24 protein-coding genes and 1 pseudogene are annotated in these 22,004 nt (G+C 62.4%); 6 read left to right on the plus strand and 19 right to left on the minus strand.

Annotated elements, in window-relative coordinates:
* Nucleotides 1–122: 122 nt before the first annotated feature.
* The 10 genes from RPG13_RS11340 to pxpA form a co-directional block, all read right to left on the minus strand.
* Nucleotides 123–1,316: an ABC transporter substrate-binding protein gene (locus RPG13_RS11340; RefSeq protein WP_126103561.1), complete on the minus strand. Its 1,194-nt coding sequence runs from the start codon at nucleotides 1,314–1,316 to the stop codon at nucleotides 123–125.
* Nucleotides 1,317–1,359: 43 nt separating this feature from the next.
* Nucleotides 1,360–2,451, minus strand: a complete 1,092-nt coding sequence (locus RPG13_RS11345; RefSeq protein ID WP_127203905.1) for a branched-chain amino acid ABC transporter permease — start codon at nucleotides 2,449–2,451, stop codon at nucleotides 1,360–1,362.
* 4 nt (nucleotides 2,452–2,455) lie between these two features.
* Nucleotides 2,456–3,361 carry a branched-chain amino acid ABC transporter permease gene (locus tag RPG13_RS11350; protein WP_095483664.1) on the minus strand — a complete coding sequence of 302 codons (906 nt, stop codon included), beginning with the start codon at nucleotides 3,359–3,361 and terminating at the stop codon, nucleotides 2,456–2,458.
* Nucleotide 3,362: 1 nt separating this feature from the next.
* Nucleotides 3,363–4,097 (minus strand): ABC transporter ATP-binding protein, encoded by a 735-nt coding sequence (locus RPG13_RS11355; protein ID WP_027036290.1) that lies wholly within the window; start codon nucleotides 4,095–4,097, stop codon nucleotides 3,363–3,365.
* The gene (locus RPG13_RS11360) at nucleotides 4,094–4,846 is read right to left on the minus strand and encodes an ABC transporter ATP-binding protein (protein WP_095483665.1); all 753 of its coding nucleotides are present in this window, start codon (nucleotides 4,844–4,846) and stop codon (nucleotides 4,094–4,096) included. Before RPG13_RS11360 ends, RPG13_RS11355 begins: the two co-directional genes overlap by 4 nt.
* 249 nt (nucleotides 4,847–5,095) lie before the next feature.
* A complete protein-coding gene (locus tag RPG13_RS11365) occupies nucleotides 5,096–6,067 on the minus strand; it encodes a biotin-dependent carboxyltransferase family protein (protein ID WP_128284592.1) in 972 nt (323 codons plus the stop codon).
* Entirely contained in the window at nucleotides 6,057–6,932 is an 876-nt protein-coding gene (locus RPG13_RS11370; protein ID WP_095483667.1) for a 5-oxoprolinase subunit B family protein, read from the minus strand. Before RPG13_RS11370 ends, RPG13_RS11365 begins: the two co-directional genes overlap by 11 nt.
* A 9-nt stretch (nucleotides 6,933–6,941) precedes the next feature.
* On the minus strand, nucleotides 6,942–8,306 hold the full coding sequence (locus RPG13_RS11375) for an acetyl-CoA carboxylase biotin carboxylase subunit (RefSeq protein WP_128284591.1): 1,365 nt from the start codon (nucleotides 8,304–8,306) through the stop codon (nucleotides 6,942–6,944).
* Complete coding sequence (locus RPG13_RS11380; RefSeq protein ID WP_013533152.1) at nucleotides 8,306–8,539, minus strand: acetyl-CoA carboxylase; 234 nt, start codon at nucleotides 8,537–8,539, stop codon at nucleotides 8,306–8,308. Before RPG13_RS11380 ends, RPG13_RS11375 begins: the two co-directional genes overlap by 1 nt.
* Nucleotides 8,540–8,605: 66 nt before the next feature.
* A complete protein-coding gene (pxpA, locus tag RPG13_RS11385) occupies nucleotides 8,606–9,328 on the minus strand; it encodes a 5-oxoprolinase subunit PxpA (protein ID WP_127203926.1) in 723 nt (240 codons plus the stop codon).
* Between the two features lie 135 nt (nucleotides 9,329–9,463).
* Between pxpA and RPG13_RS11390 the strand changes: the two genes are divergently transcribed.
* Complete coding sequence (locus RPG13_RS11390) at nucleotides 9,464–10,369, plus strand: LysR family transcriptional regulator (RefSeq protein ID WP_337125038.1); 906 nt, start codon at nucleotides 9,464–9,466, stop codon at nucleotides 10,367–10,369.
* A 152-nt stretch (nucleotides 10,370–10,521) separates the two neighbouring features.
* Here RPG13_RS11390 and RPG13_RS11395 read toward each other — a convergent pair.
* Nucleotides 10,522–10,881 (minus strand): annotated as a pseudogene (locus RPG13_RS11395) (type II toxin-antitoxin system VapC family toxin); the annotation flags it as partial.
* Nucleotides 10,882–10,942: 61 nt separating this feature from the next.
* Nucleotides 10,943–11,704 carry an IclR family transcriptional regulator domain-containing protein gene (locus RPG13_RS11400; protein WP_337125039.1) on the minus strand — a complete coding sequence of 254 codons (762 nt, stop codon included), beginning with the start codon at nucleotides 11,702–11,704 and terminating at the stop codon, nucleotides 10,943–10,945.
* Nucleotides 11,705–11,837: 133 nt separating this feature from the next.
* Between RPG13_RS11400 and RPG13_RS11405 the strand changes: the two genes are divergently transcribed.
* The 3 genes from RPG13_RS11405 to RPG13_RS11415 are packed head-to-tail and all read left to right on the plus strand — an operon-like array spanning nucleotide 11,838 to nucleotide 13,531.
* A complete protein-coding gene (locus RPG13_RS11405) occupies nucleotides 11,838–12,569 on the plus strand; it encodes a 3-oxoacid CoA-transferase subunit A (protein ID WP_337125040.1) in 732 nt (243 codons plus the stop codon).
* Nucleotide 12,570: 1 nt separating this feature from the next.
* Nucleotides 12,571–13,242, plus strand: coding sequence for a 3-oxoacid CoA-transferase subunit B (locus tag RPG13_RS11410; protein ID WP_126103554.1), 672 nt, complete (start codon nucleotides 12,571–12,573; stop codon nucleotides 13,240–13,242).
* Nucleotide 13,243: 1 nt separating this feature from the next.
* Nucleotides 13,244–13,531: a hypothetical protein gene (locus RPG13_RS11415; protein ID WP_337125041.1), complete on the plus strand. Its 288-nt coding sequence runs from the start codon at nucleotides 13,244–13,246 to the stop codon at nucleotides 13,529–13,531.
* A gap of 17 nt (nucleotides 13,532–13,548) precedes the next feature.
* Here RPG13_RS11415 and RPG13_RS11420 read toward each other — a convergent pair whose 3' ends face one another.
* The 7 genes from RPG13_RS11420 to RPG13_RS11450 all read right to left on the minus strand — a co-directional run bounded on the left by RPG13_RS11420 (nucleotide 13,549) and on the right by RPG13_RS11450 (nucleotide 19,834).
* Nucleotides 13,549–14,598, minus strand: a complete 1,050-nt coding sequence (locus RPG13_RS11420) for a 3-carboxy-cis,cis-muconate cycloisomerase (protein ID WP_337125042.1) — start codon at nucleotides 14,596–14,598, stop codon at nucleotides 13,549–13,551.
* A complete protein-coding gene (pcaG, locus tag RPG13_RS11425; protein ID WP_292219227.1) occupies nucleotides 14,595–15,209 on the minus strand; it encodes a protocatechuate 3,4-dioxygenase subunit alpha in 615 nt (204 codons plus the stop codon). Before pcaG ends, RPG13_RS11420 begins: the two co-directional genes overlap by 4 nt.
* A complete protein-coding gene (gene pcaH, locus RPG13_RS11430; protein ID WP_292713631.1) occupies nucleotides 15,209–15,967 on the minus strand; it encodes a protocatechuate 3,4-dioxygenase subunit beta in 759 nt (252 codons plus the stop codon). Before pcaH ends, pcaG begins: the two co-directional genes overlap by 1 nt.
* Nucleotides 15,964–16,368: a 4-carboxymuconolactone decarboxylase gene (pcaC, locus tag RPG13_RS11435; RefSeq protein WP_128241269.1), complete on the minus strand. Its 405-nt coding sequence runs from the start codon at nucleotides 16,366–16,368 to the stop codon at nucleotides 15,964–15,966. The genes pcaH and pcaC overlap by 4 nt, the downstream gene beginning before the upstream one ends.
* Entirely contained in the window at nucleotides 16,365–17,165 is an 801-nt protein-coding gene (gene pcaD / locus RPG13_RS11440) for a 3-oxoadipate enol-lactonase (RefSeq protein WP_128241326.1), read from the minus strand. Before pcaD ends, pcaC begins: the two co-directional genes overlap by 4 nt.
* Nucleotides 17,166–17,170: 5 nt before the next feature.
* Nucleotides 17,171–19,063: a bifunctional sugar phosphate isomerase/epimerase/4-hydroxyphenylpyruvate dioxygenase family protein gene (locus RPG13_RS11445; protein ID WP_128241268.1), complete on the minus strand. Its 1,893-nt coding sequence runs from the start codon at nucleotides 19,061–19,063 to the stop codon at nucleotides 17,171–17,173.
* An 84-nt stretch (nucleotides 19,064–19,147) separates the two neighbouring features.
* Complete coding sequence (locus tag RPG13_RS11450; protein ID WP_128241267.1) at nucleotides 19,148–19,834, minus strand: TetR/AcrR family transcriptional regulator; 687 nt, start codon at nucleotides 19,832–19,834, stop codon at nucleotides 19,148–19,150.
* A gap of 177 nt (nucleotides 19,835–20,011) precedes the next feature.
* Between RPG13_RS11450 and RPG13_RS11455 the strand changes: the two genes are divergently transcribed.
* A complete protein-coding gene (locus tag RPG13_RS11455; RefSeq protein ID WP_128241266.1) occupies nucleotides 20,012–20,920 on the plus strand; it encodes a shikimate dehydrogenase in 909 nt (302 codons plus the stop codon).
* A gap of 48 nt (nucleotides 20,921–20,968) precedes the next feature.
* On the plus strand, nucleotides 20,969–21,955 hold the full coding sequence (gene dctP, locus RPG13_RS11460) for a TRAP transporter substrate-binding protein DctP (RefSeq protein ID WP_128241265.1): 987 nt from the start codon (nucleotides 20,969–20,971) through the stop codon (nucleotides 21,953–21,955).
* Nucleotides 21,956–22,004 lie beyond the last annotated feature (49 nt).

Genomic DNA, 22,004 nt, shown 5'->3' on the forward strand with positions numbered 1-22,004 from the left:
CCAAGCGGGCCGCCCTCCTTTTTTGTTCAAAGGCAAGATACTCAAAAGACGAAAGGCCCTGTCGTCCCAAAGCAACAGGGCCTTTCGCATATCAAGGGCGGGATTATCCGCCCCATCTTCTCCTACTTGAGCAAGGCTTCCATCGGTACCGGCTCGGAAATCGTCCAGTTGCCTACAACACCCGGCTTGCCGGCCTTGGTCTCGACGATCAGGTACCGCGTCTGGTTCTGGTGATGCAGTTCGGGCGTGAAGGTGCGAGGCCCGAACAGCGTCGGCTCATTCTTCATCTTTTCCAGTTCCGCGACGACCGCGTCGGCATCGGTCGTGCCTGCACGCTCGACCGCCTTGGCCCAGACGTCGACCATGACGTAACCCGGAAAAACATACTGGCTCGAGGGATCGGCGCCTGTCTTCTCCTTGTATGAGGCATTGAACTTCAACACGGCCGGATTGGGATCGTCGCCATAGATCGATCCCTGAACGGGGACGTAGAAGTTCGTCAGATCGGACACGGCCGAGAGCCAATAGCTACCGTCGACGCCCGAGCCGTTCAGGATCATGGAGTTGATACCCGCGGCGCGAAGCTGCTTGATGGCCGAGACAGCGCCCGGCATCATCGTGCAAAGCATGATCGCATCCGGCTCCTTCGGCAGAGACTTGATGCGGGTGATCTGCGCGGCGATGGAGGCGTCCTCGTTCTTGAAGGTGTCTTCACCGACAAGCTTGGCGCCCTGGGCTTCGAGCTTCGGCATCATCCAGTCGAAGCCGTCGCAGATGCCCTTGTTGTAGGCCGTCCAGGTATCGAGCAAACGGTAGAAGTCCTTTGCGCCCTTTTCCTTGAATGCCCACTCGGCCATGGTCGCTCCCTGCACGGCCGCCAGCACCGACGCAGAGAAGCTGTGCGGGCCGACACCCTGGATACCGGCCTTGACCGATTCCGCGCACAGGAAGAAAGAGATATGGCCGGCGTCCTCGGCCGCGAGCGCAGCCGGCGATCCGAAGTCGTAGTCGCAGGAGACGACCACGAGATCGGCGTCCTGGTCGAGCACGGAGAGGCCCGCCTTGGCGCCTTCGGCCCGGTCGGACTTGGTGTCGGCCTTGACAACCTTGATCTGCTTTCCAAGCAGACCGCCAGCCGCATTGATCTCGTCGATGCGAATCAAGGCCGCCTCCTGGGCAGGCTTGTCATAGGCTTCCATGAAGCCCGACTCCGCAGTGGCGAAGCCGATGACGATAGTCTCGTCATCCGCCAGGGCCGGGTATGCGATGGACATCGAGGCCAGAGCGGTTGCGACAATTCTCATTTTGTATGTCATGCACGTCTCCTTTTTTGTTTTCCGGTCGGGCTTGTGCCGCCGGTCACTTGTTGCGACTGCTGCGGGGTAAGGTGAGCTCGCGGTTGCCCATGAGTCCGGACGGGCGAAGCGCGAGGATCACGATCATGATGACGCCGAGGGCTATTTCCTGAACCCCTTTCGGGAGGGCGAAAGTGGACTCGCCGAGCGATACGCCTGCCTCCAGCCAGCGCAGCGCCTGGATGAGGGCGGACAGCAGGACGACACCCACTACACCCCCCGACAGGCTGCCCATGCCGCCGACGACGAGCATGGAAAGGGTGATGAAGGTGAGACCGAGATAGAATGTATCGGGTGTGACCACGCCGATGGAATGAGCCATGAGCGCACCGCCCAGTCCCATCACCGCGCCTGATACGACGAACGCCACCAGTCTTTCCCTGGGAATGTCGACTCCGGAAGCCGCGGCGGCGGTGGGCTCATCGCGGGCAGCACGAAGGGCCAGGCCGGACCGGGAGATCGCGTGCGCCCAGGCGATGAAGATTGCGACCACGGCGCCGATGAGATACGGCCAGATCACGCGCACGATCGGAATGCCGACGACCGATGAGGTCGCTCCGGTCACGCTCTCCCAGTTGGAATAAATTGTGTTGATCATGGCGAGCATCGCGAAGGTCGCGATCGATGCTGCGATGCCCGATAGCCGCATCAGCACCCGCCCGAAAATGAGAGCGGCGAGGGCGGCGAACAACGCCGCCAGCACAGCCGATTGCCAGTACGGCAAACGGGTCGCCAGCAGCCATTCGGGCAGTCCCGGCAACGAACCGCGTTTCATCATCGGATTGATGGTGAGCCACGCGGCCGCGTAGGCGCCAAGGCAGGTGAAGCCGATATGCCCGAAGCTGAGAACGCCCGAATTTCCGATAAAGATGTACAGGCCCACGACGAGGATGACACGGACGAACACGTCGATCACCGTCTGGTTGAAGGGCCGCGATCCGGTCATCACCGTGATCAGCGCGATGGCCAGCAGCAGCAGAGAAAGCAGGACCGGCGTCAGGATTGTGCGGCGGGCAAGCGCGAAGCGGGCGGGCTTTCGCTCGGCAGCCGCGGCACCGGCAGCGGTAGAGTTGGCAAGGGAGGCGGCGACAGCCATGAAATCAGACCCTTTCCTTGGTGCCGCGCGCGGCAATGAGCCCTTGCGGGCGGAAGAGGAGAACGAGGATGACCGCTCCATAGACAAAGGCATCGCGGAATGGCCGGGCGTCGATGGGCAGCATGACCTGCATGATCACCGAGGCGGCACCCAGCAGGAAGCCGGCGAGCACGGCCCCCCCGAGGCTGCCGAGGCCGCCAATGACGGTGGCGATGAAGGCCATCAACATGATCGAGGCGCCCATCTGGATGTCCAGCGTGCCTGTCTGGGCGCCAAAGATCAGCGCAATGGCGGCGGCCAACGCGCCGGAGAGGGCGAACGCGCCCATGATAACCCGGTTCGCACGCACACCCAGCATGCGGGCCATCGAGAAGTTCTCGGCCGCCGCCCGCATCTCCAGGCCGAAGCGGGTTTGACGCAGGAACAGCGTCAGGCCGATCAGGATGACCATCGTAGTGACGATCGTTATGAGCTGGAGGAGGGGAAGCCGGGCACCAAGGATCTCCACCGGTTGGGACAGTTCGGGCAGCAGCGAGATCGATTTCGGCCGACTGGAGAAAAGCATGAGCAGGAAGTAGCGAATTACGAAACCGAGCGCGAAGGAGGCGATCATCATCGTTGCCGGATTTGCCTGGCGGAAACGCCTGAAGACGACGATTTCGCACAGCACTGACAGCCCGGCGCCGCAGAGGAGAACGAAGGGCACCAGCAGGTACCACGGCAATTGGCCAGCGAAGACGATGGCCATTGCGTCCGTAGATGGCCACAGCAGTGCGAAGACGCAGAAGGCGATGACGTCGCCATGCGCGAAGTTCACGAGCCGCATGACGCCGAAGATGAGGGCAATGCCGAGCGCTCCGAGCGCGTAGAGCGAACCAAGCGAGAGTGCGTCAAACAGGATCTGGAGCATCTCAATGGTCCTCGTAACCGAAATAAGCAGCCTGGATCGCCTCGCCGTTGCCGAGCGTCCGGGCGTCGCCATCGAGCACGATCTGTCCGCCACGCATCAGGATCATCCGCCCGCCCACCATCATCGCCCGGGCCGAGCTCTGCTCAACGATCAGGAGCGTGAGCTGGCGCTGCGCACGCAGCGCGATCAGCCGCTCGTAGACCTGGTCGTTGATGTTGGGGGCGAGGCCCAGCGAAGGCTCGTCGATGGCTACAAGCCGCGGATTGGTCATCAGCGCGCGTCCGATGACCAGCATTTGCTGCTGCCCGCCGGACAGCAATCCCGCCTGCCCGTGCCGCCTCTCTTTCAGCATCGGGAAGGTTGCGTAGACGGCCTCGAGCTCGTCGGCAGCTCGGCTGCGCCAGCCGCGTTCGCGGGCATGCATGCCAGTTCCGACCAGGAGGTTCTCTTCGGTCGTCAGCGAGCCGAAGACATCGCGCCCCTCCGGCACCATGGAGAATCCGAGCCGGGCGATGTTCTCCGGCGCCTGGCCGGTGATCTCATGACCTGCAAGATCGATTCGGCCGCCCGCAACCGGCGTAACACCGGCGATCGCGCGCAGCAGTGAAGACTTCCCGGCTCCGTTCGGGCCGGTGATGAACAGGATTTCTCCCTCGTCCATGGAGAAGGAGACATTGCGGACCGCCGTGAGACGGCTGTAGCGGATGGTGATATCGGAAAGGGCGAGCAGGCTCATTCCATCGCCTCCAGCACAGGCAGGTCGGTGTTCGCGGCCGTGCCCATATAGGCGTGGCGCACCTTCTCGCTGTCGCGGATCGCGGCAGGCGGGCCTTCCTCGATGATCGCTCCGGAATCGAGCACGACGATATGCTCGCAAAGGCCGAGCACCAGCCCGACATTGTGCTCGATGAGCAGGACACCGCAGCCGAGATCGGCGGCGATGTGTCTTATCAGGGCCGAAAGCTCCCGCGCCTCCAACGCGCTCATGCCAGCCGCGGGTTCGTCGAGCAGGATGTATGCGGGCCGTCCCATCAGGGCGCGGCCAATGGCGACGCGGCGCTCGTCCGTATATGGCAACGTCCCGGCGATGCGGGTGCCCAGCGCACCGATGCCTATCCAGTCGAGCATCGCTTCCGCTTCGGCGATGGCAGCGCGCCGGCTCATTCCCAGACCAACGCCGGTTACCTCCAGGTTGTCCAGCACAGGCAGGTCGCGGAAGAGCCGCCCACCCTGGAAGGTGCGGGCAATGCCGCGCCGCCGGACCTGATGCGGCTTGAGACCCGTGAGTGCTGCCCCGTCGAGCTTGATGGTGCCTTCCGTCGGTGCCTGGAAGCCGGTCAGCACGTTGACGAGCGTGGTCTTGCCGGCGCCATTCGGGCCGATGAGGCCACTGATGCGGCCGGGCGTGATTTGGAGATCTACCGATGACAGGGCCTTCAGCCCCGCAAACGATACCGAGACGTTCTCCGCGCTCAGATGACTCATGTCCCTTTCCTTCTTTTTACCGACGGAAAGGCGCGAAGCATCCAGCCTTGCGGCCAGTCACGTTGCAAATGTCTTCCCCTGTCGGTTCCGGCGGTCTCTAGCGGACTGCTCGGATGCCAAATTCACGCCGTTGCCCGGCGTCGTCTTGTCGTTTCGCGCACCGGATTTTGTCTTCCGCCACGCGCGGTCGGTTTTGGCCGACCGATCTCCTCGCCTCCGGCTCCTCTGCCGGCATTTTCCCGGCTGATGTCAGCCGGCCAGATGCCCTTCAGCACGCGCCAGCGCGGCGCGCTGTTCGGTTCGCGCGGCAAGCGCGTCTTCCAGCGTCACCGGAACGAAGCGCGCCGGGGTGTGCGGCTGGAGCTGGGCGATCAGGTCCATGTCGGCCGATATTACCACGCCCAGCATCATGTACCCGCCACCCGAAACTGCGTCCCGGTGAAGAACGATCGGCTCTGTGCCACTCGGCACCTGGACGGATCCATAAGGATAGCAGGCATCGACGATGTTCGAGGGGTCGGAGCCTGCACCGAAAGGCTGCTCGCGCTCAACGAACTCCAGCGCCGTTCCGCCACGGAAGCGATAGCCGATGCGGTCAGCTTCGGGCGCGACCTTCCAGGTTTCCTCAAAGAACCGGTTGCCGGCAGCTTCAGTGATCCGATGCCAGTACATGCCGGGCAGCATTCTGAGTTCCGCCAAACTACTCCGCGCGCGGCGCAGATTTGCAGGCAGCGAAAGACCGGCTTTGCCGGAACCTTCGCCGACGGGAAGCTCATCGCCCGCCTTCAGCGTGCGGCCCTGATGGCCGCCGAGTGCGCCCAGAATGTAAGTTGAGCGCGAACCGAGAACCACCGGTACGTCGATGCCGCCGGAGACGGCCAGATAAGCGCGCGCGCCGCCCTTGAGGAAGCCAAAGGAAAGCCGGTCACCCGCCTTCACCGGAAAACTTTCCCAGGCCGGCCGTTCCTCGCCATTAAGTTTGGGTGGGAGGTCTCCTCCCGTGACGGCGATGATTGCGGATTGGGTGAATTCGAGTTCGGGGCCCATGAAGGTGGCTTCGAGCACTGCAGCATCCGGATCGTTGCCGACAAGCAGGTTTGCGATGCGTGTGGCAAAGCGGTCCATGCCGCCGCCTTCGGGAATGCCAACATGATAGTGGCCTGGTCGGCCAAGGTCCTGCACGGAAGTGGAGAGGCCGGGAGAGATTACCTTAACGGCCATTGATAAGCTCCATCAGCTTTGCATTGGTGCCGTAAATATCGCTGTTGAAGTCCTTTAGGCTGAAGGTGCAATCGCGAACCGTCGGCTGCCACCGATTGGCTTCGATTTCCTCCAGCGTGGCGTCGTAGTCATCGCGGCCAATGGCCTTGAACTTGACGATGTCGCCTGGCTTGAACAGGCACATGTCATCGGAGAGGTAGCGCACCTTCCTGGTCGGGTCGTAGATCGGGGCCGGGGTTATGCCATACATCTGGTAGCCGCCAGCGCCGCGCACCGAATAGATCGCTGCAAAGCAGCCGCCATGGCCAATGGTGAGCTTGGGAGTGTCGGTGCGTGGACGCAAGTATTTCGGCGCCTGAATCTGTTTCTTGCGCTCAACCATCTGGTACAGGAAGGGCAGTCCAGCGACGAAGCCGACCATGGATACGAACCAGGGCTGGCCGGAATAGGCAGCGATAAACTCTTCCACCGTGGCGTAGCCGTTGATGCGTGCCGAATATTCAAGATCGGTGGAGGACGGGTCCTGATGGCGCTCGCGGAAGCGCAAGCAGGTTTCACGCGTCCACGGATCCTGGAAATAAACCGGCAGTTCGATGATCCGGGTCTTCAGCACCGGGTCCGCCTTTGAGGCCGCCTCTTCCATCGACTTCAGTTCGCTGAGCAAATCCTGGGGCTTGACGATGTCGGGGTTGAAGCGAATCTGGAAGCTGGCGTTGGCTGGGCAGATCTCGGTGACACCTCGGATGCCTGCCGTACGCACCGCGTTGGTCATCGAAAGGCCGGTAAAGAAGGAGGTGAGCGACATTTCCTCGGACACCTCGCCGAAGATATGTTCGTCACCGCCGAAGTTGAATCGTATCGACATCGATCCTCCTTAACCCGCCAATGCTGCGGCGTTTTCGATGAGCCAGCCTTCCAGCCAGCGGGTATGCACGTCTCCCGCCCGCACCGCCGGATCGGCGGCCAGCGCAAGAAACAGCGGCTTGGTGGTATTGAGCCCGCCGATCTTCAACTCGTTGAGCGCGCGGATCAGGCGCACTATCGCCGCCTCGCGCGTCTCTGCATGCACGATCAGCTTGGCAAGCAGCGAGTCATAAAAGGGCGGCACCTGATAGCCTTGGTAGAGCATGGAATCGAAGCGTACGCCGGGACCGCCGGGAATGCGAAGCTCGGCCACCTGCCCGGGGAATGGAGCGAACTCCTTCGCCGGGTCTTCGGCATTGAGCCGGACTTCGATCGCATGCCCCTTGACGGAGACATCGCCTTGCCGAATCCGCAGCTTCTCGCCGCCGGCGATGCGAAGCATCTCCGCAACGAGGTCGATGCCGGTGATCGCCTCGGTGACCGGGTGCTCAACCTGGATACGGGTGTTCATCTCGATGAAGTAAAAGCGATCTGCTTCATCGTCATAAAGATACTCCACCGTGCCGGCACCAGAGTATTTGACCGTCTTGGCCAAAGCGACCGCCGAAGCGCAGAGCTCCTCGCGCAGCCTGTCGGAAAGTGCGCGCGACGGCGCCTCCTCCCAAACCTTCTGGCGTCGCCGCTGCAGCGAGCACTCCCGCTCGTAGCAGTGGATGGCGTCGCTTCCGTCTGCCAGTACCTGCACTTCGATATGGCGGGCCTTGCCGATCACCTTTTCCATGTAGAGACCACCGTCGCCAAAGGCGGCGAGAGCTTCTGCTTCGGCCTGAGGAAAGGCTTGTTCGAACTCTGCGAGCGAGTTCGCAATGCGGATGCCCCGCCCGCCGCCGCCCGCCGCAGCCTTGATCATCACCGGAAAACCGGTTTCGGTCAGCACCTCGTGGCCAGCCTTGAGGCCCTCGACTCGGCCAGCCGAGCCAGGCACCACAGGGACACCTGCAGCGGCAGCGGCCGATCGCGCCGAGACCTTGTCTCCCATCATCCGGATCGCATCTCCCGACGGGCCGACGAAGACCAATCCAGCGCCTGTGACCGCGTCGGAAAACGCGGCATTCTCGGCAAGGAAACCATAGCCAGGATGAACGCTGTCGCAACCGGTGTCGCGGGCAGCCTTCAGAATTGCTTCGACGTTGAGATAGGACTTCTTTGCTGCCGGTGGGCCGATGTTGACCGCTTCGTCTGCAAGCTGGACGTGGAGCGATCCCGCGTCTGCGGCCGAGTACACCGCCACGGTGGCGATGCCCAGATCTTGTGCGGCCCGGATGATCCTGACCGCTATCTCGCCCCGGTTGGCAACCAGAAGCTTTTTCAGCATCAGTCGAGATCCGCAATAGGTGCGCCGGCCATGATGGGGTCCTCATTGTCGGCAATGAAGCGGATGTTCGTACCGGCCGTCTCGGCCCTCACTTCGTGGAACGACTTCATCACTTCGATGAGACCGATTACGTCTCCGGCGGAAACCGCGTCGCCATCCGCCTTGTAGGGCGGCTGGTCTGGCGAAGCGCTCCGATAAAAAGTGCCGGGAAGAGGCGAAAGGATCTGGGCCATAAAAAGCTCCGGAAAACTGCTGACAGGCTAATTTGTAACCGCCTGCGCGGGCGGTTTCGGTCGACTTCAGTGCCAAGGGGCGATTGCAGTGCGCACGGCCCTGGCTATTTCGATGGCGTTCGGCGTATCGGAATGCACGCAGATGGTTTCGCAGCGCACAGGGAAGAAACTGCCGTCCTCTGCCGTGCCCTCACCCTCGCTGATGGCGCGCACGCAACGCTCGGCCATCTCTGCGGGGTCCTTGGCGTCATGAACGCGTGTCAGAATCAGCTTGCCGGAGGCATCGTAGTCGAGATCGGCATAGAACTCGGCGACGAATGGGATACCGCGCTCTTGATAGATCTTCTCGTGCAGGGTGCCCGTCATGCCGAAGAGGGGTACGCCGAAAACCTCTGCCGCGTCGCACACGCCATGGGCGACGGCCTCCTGCTGCATGGCCATGAAGTAGAGGCTGCCATGCGGCTTTATATGGTGGAGTTCCACACCCTCGGCCTTGAGGAAGCCGGCAAGCGCTCCCACCTGGTAAACGATGGTGTTCCTGACTTCGTCGCGGGTCATCCGCATCTCGCGCCGTCCGAAACCCTGAATGTCCGGCAAGCCTGGATGGGCGCCGATCTTTACGCCACTCGCCTTGGCGCTGCGGACGGCGGCGTGCATGTGATCTGGATCGGAAGCGTGAAAACCACAGGCGACATTGGCAACGTCGATGATCGGCATCATGCCCACATCATCACCAACCTTGTAGAGGCCAAAGCTTTCGCCCATGTCGCAGTTTAGCGTCACCGCCATCGCATTGTTACCCCTCGAAGCTGCCGTCTTTGCGGCGTTGCAGCATTTTTTGCGCATGCGCTGGCATTTGTGAAATAGTAGTTTATTGATTGTCATATCAAAAAAACAGATAATGGTTCTGGGCCGGAGCGCACCATGACCATCACCTTGAAACAGCTTGATTATTTTATCGCGACCGCCGAGAGCGGACAGGTCAGTCATGCCGCGGTGGAACTCAACATCTCACAATCGGCGGTCACTGCGGCGATAAAGACGCTTGAGGCTGACCTGGGCGTACGGCTTTTGGAGCGTAACCACGCTGGCGTAAGATTGACGATGGAGGGCGCGCGGTTTCTTGAACATGCGCGTGTTATCACCGGGGCGGTCGCAGCCGCCGTCCGAAGCCCGTTGCGCGATAGGAAAGGCCTGGCGGGCAAGCTGCGGCTGGGCATGACCTACACGGTCGTCGGCTACTACATGTCGCGCCACTACGCGCGGTTTCGAAAGACCTATCCCGAGATCGAGGTCGAGGTGCTGGAACTGCCCCGAGACGCTCTCGAAAGCGGCTTGATGTGCGGGGACATCGACATGGCCGTGATGCTGGTGTCCAACCTGGAGCACACCGAGGAATTGGCGCAGGAGGTCTTGATGCGGTCGAACCGCCGGCTCTGGCTTTCGGCTGATCATCATCTGCTCGCGCGGCAGGAAATCAGCCTCGCCGATGTGGCGGCGGAAGATTATGTCATGCTGACGGTGGATGAGGCACGCACGACGGCCGCCCGTTACTGGGATGCCGCGGGCCTCTCGCTCCGCGCCGTCCTTACCACCAGTTCGGTCGAGGCCGTGCGGTCGCTCGTGGCTGCCGGCATGGGGGTCACTGTCCTGTCCGACATGGTTTATCGCCCCTGGTCCTTGGAGGGGCAGCGCATCGAAGTGCGCGGGCTTGTCGAGCCGATCCCCACTATGGATGTCGGCTTGGCCTGGTCGCGTGACAGACTAATCGACCCGGCGGCGGCGGCCTTCCGGGCCTTCATGTCCGTGACCATGGGCGGCGGCGGCTAACCGCCGGCCCGTCAGACAGACGCTCTACCTCAGGCTCGCTGGTTGGACAGCGGATGGTCGTGAAATAGTCCGCGACGATCGCGTCCTTCTGCTCATCGGTCCAGTCACCAGCCACGGGCGCCCGGCATGGTCGGCGGGGCAGGAGGGCTGGATCATGCCAGCAGCTGCGTCGGCACGCCGAGCATCGGACCGGCCTCGGCAAGCCGCGGGTCGAGCGTGTGTACCGTGGCGCCATGCTCCGACGCTGTCGCTAGATGCAGAGCATCGCCGGCGCGAGGTCCGAGCGTATGCTGATCGGCGAACTTCGCCGCCGCCCGGAAATGCCCGCCCGTCACTGGCAGCACGTTGAAGCTCTCGGCGATCAGCTTGTTGAACATGGCGAGCGCCGCCGCGCGCTGCTCCAGGTTGACCTGCCCGGTCCGCAGCTTGATAGCCATCGCCGAGGACATCTCGGTGATGGTCCAGTCGCTGATCAGGAGCTGCGCCGGATCCTACTCCGCCAGCCAGCCCTGTCGCGAGTTGGTTCCGCGCCCGCCGGCGCGGTCGTCCGGGCTGAACCATTGCGCGACATGTTCAGCGTAGGATTTCCTGCATTCTCGAGCTGACGGTTTGAAGCGCCGGGAGATAGCGCGCTGCGAGCTCTTCGATCGGCTCGCTGCGGACCGGCAACCCGAGATTGACGGCAGCGACGATGACACGGCGTGCCGTCACCAGGGGAACCGCGATGGAGCGGAGGCCGATCTCGACCTCTTGGTCGATGACGGCATAGCCTTCTGCCCGAACGCGAGCCAGCTCGGCCATGACCGCCTCGGGCTCCGTAAGCGTATGCGGGGTGCGACGGGGCAGGGGGACGGAACCGAGCCGCTCCCGCGCCTGGGCCTCGGGCAGGGCGGCGAGCAGCACACGGCCCATCGAGGTGCAATAGGCCGGCAGGCGCGAGCCGGGCATCAACGTGATCGACATTACCTTTCGCTGCGCCGCGCGGGCGACATACACGATCTCGGCGCCATCGAGGATCGAGACCGAGGAGCTTTCCCCGATCTCGTCGGACAACTGGTCGAGCAGCGGCTGCACGAGTTGCGGCAGCGGCATGGTGGCGAGGCAAGCCGTGCCCAGCCGCAGCACGCGCGGGGTCAGCGTGAAGAACTTCCCGTCATGATCGGCGTAGCCGAGATGCACGAGCGTCAGCAGGCACCGCCGTGTCGTCGCCCGGTCCAGCCCGGCGGCCGCCGCGACCTTGGAGATCGACTGGCGCGGGTGGTTGGGGCTGAACGTCTCGATCACAGCCAGGCCCTTGGCGAGGCCGCCCATCAGGTCGCGTTCGGTGACGGTCATGCTGCTTCTTACCTCAATCTTGAGCGATATGCGAACAAATGCATCATATCGCACAAACTGAATGGACGGAAGCTCGAGCCGGGCCTATCCCTCGCTTTGCCGCGGGCGCGCCACGGAGCTGAGAGGAACTCGGATGGACAAGACAGTTGCAGACCCCGCCACGGCGGTTTCAGGGATCGGAGACGGCATGACCGTGATGATCGGAGGCTTCGGGGGGGCGGGTTCACCCATCGAGTTGATCCATGCGCTCATCGACCGTTTCCGCGCCACGGGGCACCCGAAGGACCTGACGATCATCAACAACAATGCGGGCAACGGCCATGTCGGCCTCGCCGCGCTGATCGGGGCCGGGATGGTGAAGAAGCTGATCTGCTCCTTCCCGCGCTCTGCTGATCCGGTGGTGTTCACCGATCTCTATCTGTCCGGGAAGATCGAGCTGGAGCTGGTGCCGCAGGGCACGCTTGCCGAGCGCATCCGCGCGGGTGGGGCAGGAATCCCGGCCTTCTATACGCCGACGTCCTACGGAACGGATCTCGCGAAGGGCAAGCCGGTCGCTGAATTCGACGGACGGTGCTATGTGCAGGAAAGCTGGCTGAAGTGCGATGTAGCGCTCGTGAAGGCGGAGATTGCAGACGCCCATGGCAATCTCACCTATCGGGCGGCCGCGAGGAACTTCAATCCGCTGATGTGCATGGCGGCGGCGGAGACCGTCGTGCAGGCGACGCGGATCGTGCCGGCGGGAGGGATCGACCCCGAAATCGTCATCACCCCCGGCATCTTCGTCCAGAAGGTGGTCGCGGTCGCCCATCCGCGGCAGGAAGAAGATCTGAACCGCGCGAACGCCGTCTATCCGGAAATTGCCTGAGATGATTGTGAAGCTGACCAACAACCAGATCGCCTGGCGCGCCGCGCAGGACATTCAGGACGGCGCCTATGTCAATCTCGGCATCGGCTTTCCCGAGAAGGTGGCGCAGTATCAGCCGCCCGGTCGGGAGGCGATCTTTCACACCGAAAACGGCATCCTGAACTTCGGCGAGCCTCCGCCGAAAGGCGAAGAGGACTGGGATCTAATCAATGCCGGCAAGAAGGCGGTGACGCTGAAGCCTGGCGCCGCGTTCTTCCACCACGCGGACAGCTTCGCCATGGTGCGGGGCGGCCATCTGGATGTGGCGATCCTCGGCGCCTATGAGGTAGCCGAGAGTGGCGACCTCGCCAACTGGTCGACAGGGCCAAATGGGGTGCCGGCGGTAGGCGGCGCGATGGACCTCGTCCATGGTGCCCGGCGCGTTGCGGTGATTACCGATCACGTGACGAAAGACGGCAAGCCGAAGCTTCTGAGGCGCTGCACCCTGCCTCTGACCGGCGTCGGCTGCGTGACGCGCGTCTATACCTCGCTTGCGGTGATCGACATCGAGGGCGGGCGCTTCGTCCTGCGCGAGAAGCTGCCCGCATTGTCCCTCGATGATCTGCAGGCCGTCACTGGCGCCGAATTGCTGGTGACCGGCACTGTTGCCGACCTGATCGTCCCGGAACTCTAGGATGACGGACGTTTTCATTGGCGACTATATCCGCACGCCGATCGGCCGCTTTGGCGGGGCACTCTCTTCGGTACGGGCCGACGTTCTCGGCGCCATTCCGCTCAAGGCGTTGCTAGCGCGCAACGGCGGCGTCGATTGGAAGGCCGTGGACGATGTAATCTTCGGCTGCGCCAATCAGGCGGGCGAAGACAATCGCAACGTGGCGCGAGCATTTTGCAGCCAAGTGGAATCAATTGGCGTCGCAGAAATGCAGCTAAAACAAATATATAGAGCGGGATGTCCAGTTTAATTTGAATGCATCCCGCTCTAGGCTCCGATCGCCGTAATGTTGCTCAGCAGCCTGTCCGCGACACAGGTCGATGCTCCAGCCGCCATGAGCATCTGCGGCAGGATCAACCATTCCAGCGTCCAGGCGGCGCCAGAGCGCTCCTGCTCGTGGACGAGCGCATGATGCGTCCCGGAGAGCTGGACGGCGTTGTAGCGGGCGAGCGTCACCAGCATCTCGGCATCGATGGGATTGCGCTTGTGCGCCATGGCCGACGATGAACCGCCGCCCGCCAGTTGCAGCTCGTCGCCTGCCTGCGCCATCAGCGCAATGTCCTGCCCGAACTTGCCGAGGCCGCCCGTCACAAGCGACAGCCAGTTGGCCAGCTCAGCGATGCGGTCGCGCTGGCTGTGCCATTGCGGCGCGTCGCCGAGGCTCAGCCGCTCGGCCACCGCGGCACGGACGGCGGCTCCCTTGTCTGCGAACTTCTCGAGTGTCCCGACGGCGCCGCCGAACTGGATGACGAGAACCGATCTTCGCATCGATTGAAGCCGCTCGTGGTGGCGCACGAGCGGTTCGCGCCAGCTTGTGACGCGGTCGGCTACGGAAATCGGGATCGCTGCCTGCATTCGGGTTCGGGCCATCAGCGGGCGATCGCCAAACCGATGACCGAGATCGGCAAAGGCGACCACCAGTGCCGAAAGCCGTTCTTCCAACAGGTCGATACAGGCGCGAATTCGCAGGATCATGGCCGTGTCGATCACGTCCTGGCTGGTCGCACCGAAATGCACATGCTCCGAATGCGGCTCTCCCACGGCATGCCTGATCTGCCGCACCAGCTCCGGCACCATGACGCCGTCGCGCGCTGTCGCGTCCCTCAGGGCCGGGATTTCCGGCTGGAAGTTGTCGAGGACGCGTCCGATTGCGCTTGCTGCAGCCGCGGGGACGATGTCGAGCGCACCCTCTGCGTCGGCGAGCGCTTTCTCGAATTGCAGCATCGTCGCAAGTTCGGCCTCGACGCCGAGCAGCGTCGCCATCTTCTCATCGCCGAGAAGCCCGGACAGGAGGGGACTGTCGAATGCTGCGATCATATGTCGAAGAAGACCGTCTCGTTCATGCCCTGGAGGTGAATGTCGAACTTATAGATGTCGCCAGCGCGCGGCGCGACCAGCGTCGACACGCGCTCTCTTTGCTCAATGCGCATCAGGACGGGATCCTCGGCGTTGGCCGTTTCCTCGTCGCTGAAATACATCCGGGTGTGAAGGCCAATGTTGATTCCACGCGCGACGATCCACACCGTCAAATGCGGCGCCATCTTGCGGCCGTCAAAAAAGGGCACGCGACCGGGTTTGATGGTCTCGAACATGCATTCGCCCGTCGTCATGTCGGTGGGCAGCCGGCCCCAGCCGGTAAAATTCGGGTCGGCGGAGCCGCGCAGATCCGAGGGCGAATTGTAGATGCCGGCGGCGTCCGCCTGCCAGATCTCCACAAGCGCGTCTTTCAGCGGCGAGCCGGCGCCGTCGATCACCCGGATGTTGACCCTGATGCGCTCGCCCTTGGTCTTGTCGTTGACCATCGCGGCGCCAAGGTCGCGTTCATAGATGCCCGAGATGCCGGCAAAGTTGGGCGTCAGCCCTATATGGACGTAAGGTCCCGCAGTCTGCGAGGCGCTTTCCTTCAGCCGGCTGAGACCCTGGACCATCAGCTGCCCTCAATGCGGTTTTCGAACAGCGTCGAGCGGCGGCCGCGCAGCACGATGTCGAATTTGTATGCCCGCGCATCCATCGGCATCGTTGCCTCCATGTCGAGCGCGGCGGTGAGGCCTTCAATAGCGCGGCGGTCGTTGATAGTCCGCACGATCGGGCACCTCCAGATCATCGGGTCGCCCTCGAAATACATCTGGGTGATCAAGCGCTGCGCGAAGCCGTGCCCGAAGATCGAGAAATGGATGTGGGCTGGACGCCAGTCGTTGGGTCCGTTGGGCCAGGGATATGGCCCCGGCTGGACTGTGCGGAAACAATAGGAGCCATCCTCGCCGGTGATGGTGCGGCCGCAGCCGCCGAAGTTCGGATCGAGCGGCGCGAGATAGGTTTCCTTCTTGTGTCGGTAGCGTCCGCCTGCGTTGGCCTGCCATATCTCCAGCAGCGCACCGGCGACGCCGATGCCGCGCTCATCGAGTACGCGGCCATAGACGAGGATGCGCGGCCCGATCGCGCTTTCGCCCGGCCCGGCAAAATTGTATATGAGGTCATTGTCCAGCTCACCGAGAATATTGTGGCCGAAGACCGGCCCCGTAAGCTCCGACAGGGTGTTGTCGAGGGAAAGAAGCGGCCGCTGCGGCGAGCGCAGCACCGAAGTCTTGTAGGCTGGCGTGAAAGCCGGCGGATGCCAGTTGCGGTCGCGCTGAAAGAAGGCGCCGATTTCCGGCGTGCGGTTGGCGGGAAAGCGCGACTTGGTCATGATTTGCCGGCTTGAGCGTCCATTTCGTCGAACGTCTTCCTGGCGATCTTCATCGCGTGATTTGCCGCCGGCACGCCGGCATAGATTGCCACATGCAGCAGCGCCTCGCGTATGTCGTCGCGCGTCGCTCCGGTATTGACGCTGGCGCGGATATGCATCGCGACTTCTTCATCCTGCTTCAGCGCGGCGAGCAGCGCGATGGTGATCATAGAACGCTCGCGCTTGGTGATGTTCGGCCGTGACCAGACGTGGCTCCATGCAGCCTCCGTGATCAGTTCCTGGAAAGGAATGTCAAATTCGGTCTTGGCCGCCTCTGCGCGGTCGACATGGGCGTCACCCAGCACCGAACGGCGCGTCGTCATCCCTTCGACGTATCGGGCGCCGTGTTGTGGCTTGTTCATTCGCGCTCCCTTCGCATGTCGTTCAGGAAGCCACGGATCAGCCCTGCGAGCCTTCCCGGCTGCTCGACGCATGGGATGTGGCCCGCACCGGCGATGACCTCGAACCGTGAGGCGGGGATTGAGAGGGCCAGCGATTCCACCAGTTCAGGCGGCGTCGATCCGTCTTGATCGCCGACAATGCAGAGTGTCGGCACATTAATCGCGGCGGTCGTAGCGGTCAAATCGGCGTCGCGGATAGCTGCGCAGGCAGCAGCGTAGCCGGCCGGATCCTGGCGCGTCAGCATCGTTTTATACCCTGCCAGTTCCTCGCCGCGATTCTTATGGAAATCCGGTGTGAACCATTTTCGCATCACGTCGTCGGCAAAGCTCGCGATGCCCTCCGACAGCGCCGCGTTGATGCGCCCGTTCCACATCTCGGCCGTGCCGATTTTCGCTGCCGTATCGCAAAGGATCAACCCCTCGATCAAATCCGGCCGCGTCTTGTAAAGGCATTGCGCAATGACGCCGCCGATCGAAAGCCCGCAGATCACAGCGCGTTTTACGCCAAGATGGTCGAGCAGCCCTGCAAGGTCCGTCGCATGGGTCTCGATTGTTTGCGGCGCGTCACCCAGCTCGCTCAGACCGTGTCCGCGCTTGTCAAATGCAACGAACGTGCAGTCGTTGGCGAGCCTTCGCTCGACCTCGTTCCAGATGCGCATATCCGTGCCGAGCGAGTTCGCGAAGACGACCGTCGGCCTGCCAGCTGCGGGACGATACCGATAGTGGATCGTCGCGTCGTTGATGCGAGCAAAGTTCATACCGGTCATATCTTTGGCATTCCTTTGGGCCGCATCAGCCGCTTTTGCGCGGCGATGCGGAATGGTGCGTTCGGCGCACCATATCCTGCATACGCGCCGCGCCGTTCAACAAACTCGATAATGAACCCCTCTCCGAATGTCGGCGCATAGAGCTGAAAAAATTCGCCGTTGTCGTCGCGGTCATAAAGAATATTGGCTGAGCGCAACCGATCGGCGACCTCCGGATCCAAACCGAAGCGCGCCTCTACGTCGTCGTAGTAGTTCATCGATATCTGAAGCGGTTCGAAGCCGTTGGCCTGCAGCTTCGCCGCCGTCGCAAAGATGTCATCGGTCGCGAGTGCGAAATGCTGGACGCCGGAACCAAAGGTTTCGGCGATGAAATGGCCAGCCAGGGTGCGGTGACTCTCGGCGCCGTTCAGCGTGAGGCGGAAGCGCTTGTCCAGACCTTCGATCACCTGGCTGCGCACGAGGCCGGCCGGATCGACGATGTCGACCATAGGGGTCTTGGTCGTCCTGAAGATCGAGACATAGAACAGCAGCCAGCTCGACATCTCCTCCTGTGCCATGGTCTGCCCGACATGATCGATGCGGGTGAGGCCGACGCCATTGCCGGAACTTGTCGGCATGACCGGCGTGAACTCTATGTCCCAGACCTTCGCCAGGTCGGTCTTGGCGTCGAGGAAGTAGATCAGTCCGCCACCGACGCCGCGGATCGCCGGGATCGACAGCTCGCCAGGGCCGACCCGCTGCTGAAAGATCTCCGCGCCCAGCGCCTCGGCGCGCGCAACCGTGGCGGCGGCGTCCTCGACCTTCAGGCCCATCGCATATGCCGATGTGCCATGGACAACAAAGGAAGAATGGGCGAAGCCCTGCCGCTCCGTATTGATGACAATATTGATCTCGCCCTGGCGGTAGAGCGTGACGTCCTTCGAGACGTGTCGACCGGCCTCGACAAAGCCGAGCATGCGCAACAGCGATCCAAGCTGTCCGGCGTCCTGGCGATCGGCCGCGAACTCGATGAACTCGACCCCTCCAACCCCGATGCGGTCGGGCATGGGCGGGATAGCCATGTCAAGTGCCGGTTCTTCACGCCGCACCTGGTCCATCAACCATATGAGCGAACGCCGTCCGTCGACGGAGATCGCCTTTGCCGACCCGCCACGGAACTGGTCGTTGAAAATCTCGAGCGACAGATAGCCGTCATAACCGGTTGCCGCGACCGCCTGCATGAACTGTCGCACCGGCAGATCGCCTTCGCCTGGCATGTTGCGGAAGTGCCGGCTCCAATAGAGCAAGTCCATTTCGATCAACGGCGCGTCGGCGAGTTGGACAATGAAGATCTTGTCGGCGGGTATCGAACGGATGGAGCCGAGCTCAATCCTGCGGGCTAGCGTGTGGAAAGAATCGAGAACCAGCCCGATGTTCGGATGCGCAGTCCTGCGCACGATTTCCCACGCATCGCGATGATCGTTGACGTGACGCCCCCAGGCCAATGCCTCGTAGCCGACGCGCAGGCCGCGCTTGGCGGCGCGCTCGCCAAGCTCGTGAAAGTCCATGGCCGCCCGGTCGATCCCGCCAAGCGAGACCGGCGACACCGACGAGCATACCAGCATCAGGTCGGTGCCGAGTTCCTGCATGACGTCGAACTTGCGCTCGGCACGGTCGAAAGCGCGGCTACGCTGGGGCTCCGGCAAACCCTCGAAGTCCCTGAACGGCTGGAAGAGCGTTATGGTCAAACCTGCGTCATCAGCCATTCGGCCGACGTCCCGCGGTGAGCCATCAAAGGCGAGGAAATCGTTCTCGAAGATTTCAACACCGTCGAAGCCCGCGGCGGAAATTGCCGCGAATTTCTCCGCCAGGTCACCGGCGATCGACACCGTCGCGATCGAAGTCTTCAAACGCGCCTCCTCCCTGGTTGTTATGAACGAACCAGTTCGTACATAATTAAGGCAACGCTGGCAGCACCGCAAGTTTTGGCGCGCTCAGCGTTCTGCGGGAGCTTCGTCCTTCGCGACAAAGCGCAACAGCATCTCCACGCTGTTGCGCTTGAGCCGCTCGAGTTGTGCCGGCGCGCCAAAGTCGCGTCCGAAGATCATCGAAAAGGTGGCGCGGTTGGAAACGTTGAAGAAGCACAGCGCGCTTACCTGCCAATGGAGTTCGACCGCGTCGAGCCCCGGCCGGAAGACCCCCTCTTCGACACCGCGTGAATAGATGCGAGAGATATGGTCGATCGCAGCCACGTTCAGTTCGCGGATCGCATCCGATTGTTCGAGGTATTGGCCGTGATGGATGTTCTCGATCATCACCATGCGGATGAATTCCTCGTGTCGGTGATGGTGGTCGAACGTGAACTCCACTAGGCGCGTCAGTGCCGCCACGGGGGGCAAACCTTCGATATCGAGTTGGGCCTCGCCCTCGCGCACCTGGCGATACGCGTTCTCGAGCGCGCGCAGGTAGAGGCCCTCTTTGTCGCCGAAGTAGTAGTAGATCATGCGCTTGCTGAAGCGTGTGCGCGCCGCAATCTCGTCTATGCGCGCGCCCGACAAGCCGTTCAGGGCAAACTCCTTGGAGGCGATCTCCAGGATGTTGCGGCGCGTGCCCTCAGGGTCCTGGATACGCGTCGTGCTCGCGTCCGGCTTCGGCTTTCGTTCCTTCTTGATAACGGCCATGCAGTTTGAGTTCCCGCCCCGGCGCCAGCCGGCAATTGACTAAACTAACCAGTTAGTACATCATTCGCAAATCGCGACGGACTTATTTACCGGCGCGTTTGACGTGAACACAAGGGCGATCCAAGAATTGCCGCATTTGGGCCAGGAGGCGGCCCGCACAGGGAGGAATCTCGGGAGATGGGCGACAGCCTTGTCGACCTCCTTTGCCGTCTTGCGGACGAGCACAAGAGCGCTGCTAGCGGCGACAGCGAAAAGGTCGTGATTGGCCTTGTCGGACGCGGCATTCAGTCCTCGCGCACTCCCGGCATGCATGAGCGTGAAGCCCGGCGCCTTGGCATCGGCTATTCGTACCTTTTGCTCGATTTCGATAGGCTCGGATTTCCGGACGCGGCGATCGGCGACTTGATCGCGGCGGCGCAAATTGCGGGCTTTCAGGGCCTCAACGTCACTCATCCGTTTAAACAGGCTGTTATTCCCGTCCTCGATGCGCTGTCACCCGAAGCGCGCGCGATAGGCGCGGTGAATACGATCGTGTTCGCTGGCGGACGCAAGGAAGGCCACAACACCGACGGCTGGGGTTTCGCGGAGAGTTTTCGCGAAGCGATGACAGGCGCATCGATGGGCAGTGTCGCCATGTTCGGCGCCGGCGGAGCGGGCGCCGCAGTCGCAAATGCGCTGATGGAGATGGGCGTTGGCCGGCTGTTCGTCGTCGACAGCCAACCCGATCGCGCCTCGGATCTTGCGTTGCGCATGGGCGCCTTGTTCGGCGGCCGCGTCGAGGCGTGGCCGGACCCGGCCGCAGCGGTGCGCATGGCAAACGGCATCGTCAACACGACCCCGGTGGGCATGGCGAAATACCCCGGAACACCGTTCGACACGGCTCTTCTGACGGCCGAAAAATGGGTCGCCGACATAGTCTATTTTCCGATGGAAACGGAGTTGTTGATCGCGGCCCGTAAGATCGGCTGCAGAACGCTGCCGGGCATCGGCATGGCGATCTATCAGGCCGTCCGCGCGTTCGAGCTCTTCACCGGGCGCAAGGCCGACCGCCGCGCCATGGCAGATCACTTCGAGGCCGCCGCATGAAGGCAATGACGCCTATAACCGCATGAAGACCACTGGGAGGAAATCGACATGAGCGCTAAAATGAACCGACGCATGTTTATGGTCGCTGCCGGCGCATTTGCCGCCGGAACCGCTGTCCCCGCCTTCGCGCAGGACAAACCAAAGCTGCGTTTCTCGGCCGTGTTCTCGGAACAGGACATCCGGGCCGAGATGATGAAAATGTTCGCCGACGACATCAAGAACGACTTTGCCTTCGAGGGCTACTACGGCGGCAACCTGTTCAAGCAGGGCACCGAGCTTGTCGCCATCCAGCGCGGCAACCTCGAAATGGGCAACATCGCCCCGCAGGACATCTCCAAGCAGATTCCGGCCTGGTCTATCGTCACCGCCGGCTACCTGTTCCGCGACGCCGCGCATCTCAAGGCCTTCTTTGCCAGCGACGCCGGCGCGGAGCTGAAGAAGATGACCGAGGACCAACTCGGCGTGAGGGTGCTCGGCCCCACCTATTTCGGCCTGCGTCAGGTCGGCCTGAAGCCCGATAAGGAAATCAAGACTCCCGCCGACTTGGCCGGCGTCAAGCTGCGCATGCCGGGTGGCGACGCCTGGCAATTCCTCGGCCAGGCGCTCGGCGCGAATCCTACGCCGATGGCCTACGCAGAGGTCTATACTGGCCTGCAGACAGGAGCGATCGATGGGCAGGACAACCCTCTGCCCAACGTCGAGAACATGAAGTTCTACGAGGTCATGTCGCAGATCGTGCTCACCTCGCACCTTGTCGGTTTCGACCTTCTCAGCATCTCGAAAAAATTGTGGGACGAGATGGGGGCCGAGAAGCAGGCAAAGATCCAGGCCGCGGCGGACAAGGCGATCGACTTCTCGACAGAAAAACACCTGACGCGCGAGAAGGAACTCGTTGAAACATTCAAGGGCAAAGGCCTGAAGATCTACGAGCCCGACGTCGCTGCATTCCGCAAGCACGTGCAGGAGCAATATCTTGCCTCTGACCTCGCCAAGGAATGGCCGGCCGGGATGATCGACAAGATCAACGCGCTTTGACGCGACAAAACTCGCCAGCCGGTCCGCTTGTGACCGGCTGGCCCAAACT

Source organism: Mesorhizobium sp. ISC15, from assembly GCF_037162615.1.
Classification (GTDB): Bacteria; Pseudomonadota; Alphaproteobacteria; order Rhizobiales; family Rhizobiaceae; genus Mesorhizobium; species Mesorhizobium mediterraneum.

Bases quoted from the DNA above. Each gene is read 5' to 3' on its own strand.
- RPG13_RS11340 (WP_126103561.1), bottom strand. From the start codon at position 1,316: ATGACATACAAAATGAGAATTGTCGCAACCGCTCTGGCCTCGATGTCC.
- RPG13_RS11345 (WP_127203905.1), bottom strand. From the start codon at position 2,451: ATGGCTGTCGCCGCCTCCCTTGCCAACTCTACCGCTGCCGGTGCCGCG.
- RPG13_RS11350 (WP_095483664.1), bottom strand. From the start codon at position 3,361: ATGCTCCAGATCCTGTTTGACGCACTCTCGCTTGGTTCGCTCTACGCG.
- RPG13_RS11355 (WP_027036290.1), bottom strand. From the start codon at position 4,097: ATGAGCCTGCTCGCCCTTTCCGATATCACCATCCGCTACAGCCGTCTC.
- RPG13_RS11360 (WP_095483665.1), bottom strand. From the start codon at position 4,846: ATGAGTCATCTGAGCGCGGAGAACGTCTCGGTATCGTTTGCGGGGCTG.
- RPG13_RS11365 (WP_128284592.1), bottom strand. From the start codon at position 6,067: ATGGCCGTTAAGGTAATCTCTCCCGGCCTCTCCACTTCCGTGCAGGAC.
- RPG13_RS11370 (WP_095483667.1), bottom strand. From the start codon at position 6,932: ATGTCGATACGATTCAACTTCGGCGGTGACGAACATATCTTCGGCGAG.
- RPG13_RS11375 (WP_128284591.1), bottom strand. From the start codon at position 8,306: ATGCTGAAAAAGCTTCTGGTTGCCAACCGGGGCGAGATAGCGGTCAGG.
- RPG13_RS11380 (WP_013533152.1), bottom strand. From the start codon at position 8,539: ATGGCCCAGATCCTTTCGCCTCTTCCCGGCACTTTTTATCGGAGCGCT.
- pxpA (WP_127203926.1), bottom strand. From the start codon at position 9,328: ATGGCGGTGACGCTAAACTGCGACATGGGCGAAAGCTTTGGCCTCTAC.
- RPG13_RS11390 (WP_337125038.1), top strand. From the start codon at position 9,464: ATGACCATCACCTTGAAACAGCTTGATTATTTTATCGCGACCGCCGAG.
- RPG13_RS11400 (WP_337125039.1), bottom strand. From the start codon at position 11,704: ATGACCGTCACCGAACGCGACCTGATGGGCGGCCTCGCCAAGGGCCTG.
- RPG13_RS11405 (WP_337125040.1), top strand. From the start codon at position 11,838: ATGGACAAGACAGTTGCAGACCCCGCCACGGCGGTTTCAGGGATCGGA.
- RPG13_RS11410 (WP_126103554.1), top strand. From the start codon at position 12,571: ATGATTGTGAAGCTGACCAACAACCAGATCGCCTGGCGCGCCGCGCAG.
- RPG13_RS11415 (WP_337125041.1), top strand. From the start codon at position 13,244: ATGACGGACGTTTTCATTGGCGACTATATCCGCACGCCGATCGGCCGC.
- RPG13_RS11420 (WP_337125042.1), bottom strand. From the start codon at position 14,598: ATGATCGCAGCATTCGACAGTCCCCTCCTGTCCGGGCTTCTCGGCGAT.
- pcaG (WP_292219227.1), bottom strand. From the start codon at position 15,209: ATGGTCCAGGGTCTCAGCCGGCTGAAGGAAAGCGCCTCGCAGACTGCG.
- pcaH (WP_292713631.1), bottom strand. From the start codon at position 15,967: ATGACCAAGTCGCGCTTTCCCGCCAACCGCACGCCGGAAATCGGCGCC.
- pcaC (WP_128241269.1), bottom strand. From the start codon at position 16,368: ATGAACAAGCCACAACACGGCGCCCGATACGTCGAAGGGATGACGACG.
- pcaD (WP_128241326.1), bottom strand. From the start codon at position 17,165: ATGAACTTTGCTCGCATCAACGACGCGACGATCCACTATCGGTATCGT.
- RPG13_RS11450 (WP_128241267.1), bottom strand. From the start codon at position 19,834: ATGGCCGTTATCAAGAAGGAACGAAAGCCGAAGCCGGACGCGAGCACG.
- RPG13_RS11455 (WP_128241266.1), top strand. From the start codon at position 20,012: ATGGGCGACAGCCTTGTCGACCTCCTTTGCCGTCTTGCGGACGAGCAC.
- dctP (WP_128241265.1), top strand. From the start codon at position 20,969: ATGAGCGCTAAAATGAACCGACGCATGTTTATGGTCGCTGCCGGCGCA.